3 protein-coding genes are annotated in these 1,476 nt (G+C 66.3%); 2 read left to right on the plus strand and 1 reads right to left on the minus strand.

Annotated elements, in window-relative coordinates:
* A partial coding sequence (locus ACXJL8_RS40865; protein WP_456687017.1) for an alpha/beta fold hydrolase occupies nucleotides 1-430 on the plus strand: 430 nt, incomplete at its 5' end.
* 176 nt (nucleotides 431-606) lie between these two features.
* On the opposite strand, the gene ACXJL8_RS40870 is transcribed toward ACXJL8_RS40865, so the two are convergent.
* Nucleotides 607-1,065 (minus strand): carboxymuconolactone decarboxylase family protein, encoded by a 459-nt coding sequence (locus tag ACXJL8_RS40870; RefSeq protein WP_456617558.1) that lies wholly within the window; start codon nucleotides 1,063-1,065, stop codon nucleotides 607-609.
* A gap of 99 nt (nucleotides 1,066-1,164) precedes the next feature.
* Between ACXJL8_RS40870 and ACXJL8_RS40875 the strand changes: the two genes are divergently transcribed.
* Nucleotides 1,165-1,476: sigma factor (locus tag ACXJL8_RS40875; RefSeq protein ID WP_456687018.1), on the plus strand; the 312-nt coding region annotated here is incomplete at its 3' end.

The following is a 1,476-nucleotide window of genomic DNA, read 5'->3' on the forward strand; positions in this document are numbered from 1 at the left end:
GCCGGTGCCGGCCGGCACGCCCGCGCATCCGCCGCTCGCCGCGCGCACGGCACGCTCGGTCGAGATGATCCGGGCCGGCGACATCGAGGGCGCGTTGCAGAACTTCTATGAAGGCATCGAAGGCGACGGCTCATGGCGACGCGTGCCGGCGGCGGCGAAACAGCAATTGCGCGACAACGCCATCACCTTCCTCGGCCAGATCAACGAGCAGCGAAAGCCCTATACGCTCGCGGACGCGCAGGCGATCAGGACGCCGACGCTGCTGATCGGCGGCGGCGCGACGACGGGAAGCCTGGCGGTGATGTGGCGCGTGCTGGCCGAGCACATCGCAGGCAGCAGGACGGCGGTGATCCCGAATGCCGGCCACTGGATGTTCGAGCAGGCGCCGCTGGAGTATGGCGAGGCCGTGAACGCGTTTCTGGCGGAGTAGCGCGTGTAAGGAGCGCACCGCCGTTGATCTCCCTCGCCCCGCTTGCGGGGAGAGGGTGGGGTGAGGGGGAGCCTCCGCGAGGACGGTAAGAGTTAGAATCGCGGAGACTCCCCCTCACCCGGAATTTGCTGCGCAAATTCCGGCCTCCCCCCGCGCGCGGGGAGAGGCGAAGAAACTCACGCCACCTTCCACACGCCGACCGGCATCTTGATCGTCGCGTTGAGCCGGTTCCAGACATTGATCGTCGCGATCGAGAGGATCAGGGTTGCAAGCTCGCGCTCGTCAAAATGCTTGGCGGCCGCGTTCCAGATCGCGTCCGGCACCGGATCTTCGCGATCGGCGAGACGGGTGACGGATTCGGTGAGCGCCAGCGCCGCGCGCTCGGCGTCGGTGAAATAGGGCGCATCGCGCCAGGCCGACACCGCGAACAGGCGCTCGTCGGTCTCGCCCGCCTTGCGGGCGATCTTGGGATGCATGTCGACGCAGACGCTGCAGCCATTGATCTGGCTGGCGCGCAGGTGCACCAGTTCCAGGAGCTTTTCCGGCAGGCCCTGCTTGGTCAAATTGCCGAGAGATTGCAGGACATTCATGGCCTCGGGCAGGACCATGACGGGGTGATTCATGCGGGCGTGCATCATTGTCGTCTCCATCGGTCGAATTTCGAAGGTTCCGGTCACATCGGCCGGATTGGCTTCGTCATGGGCATGACGGATCGCGATGAGGGAATGTGACCGATGACCGAAAAAAACGTCGAAGAAAATTTTCTCAGCTGGCAGTTCGAGGCCAACCGGGACCATTTGCGCAGCGTCGCCTACCGGATGCTGGGCTCGCGCGGCGAGGTCGACGACGCCGTGCAGGAGGCCTGGCTACGGCTCAGCCGCAGCGACACGTCCGATGTCGCGAACCTGCGGGGCTGGCTGACCACGGTGGTCGCGCGCATCTGCCTCGACATGCTGCGTGCCCGCAAATCGCGCCGGGAAGACCCGATGGGCCCGCACGTGCCGGAGCCGGTGGACGAGACGCGGGAGCGCGAGGCGGAGTTGGCC

It is taken from the genome of Bradyrhizobium sp. P5_C11_2, assembly GCF_054049755.1.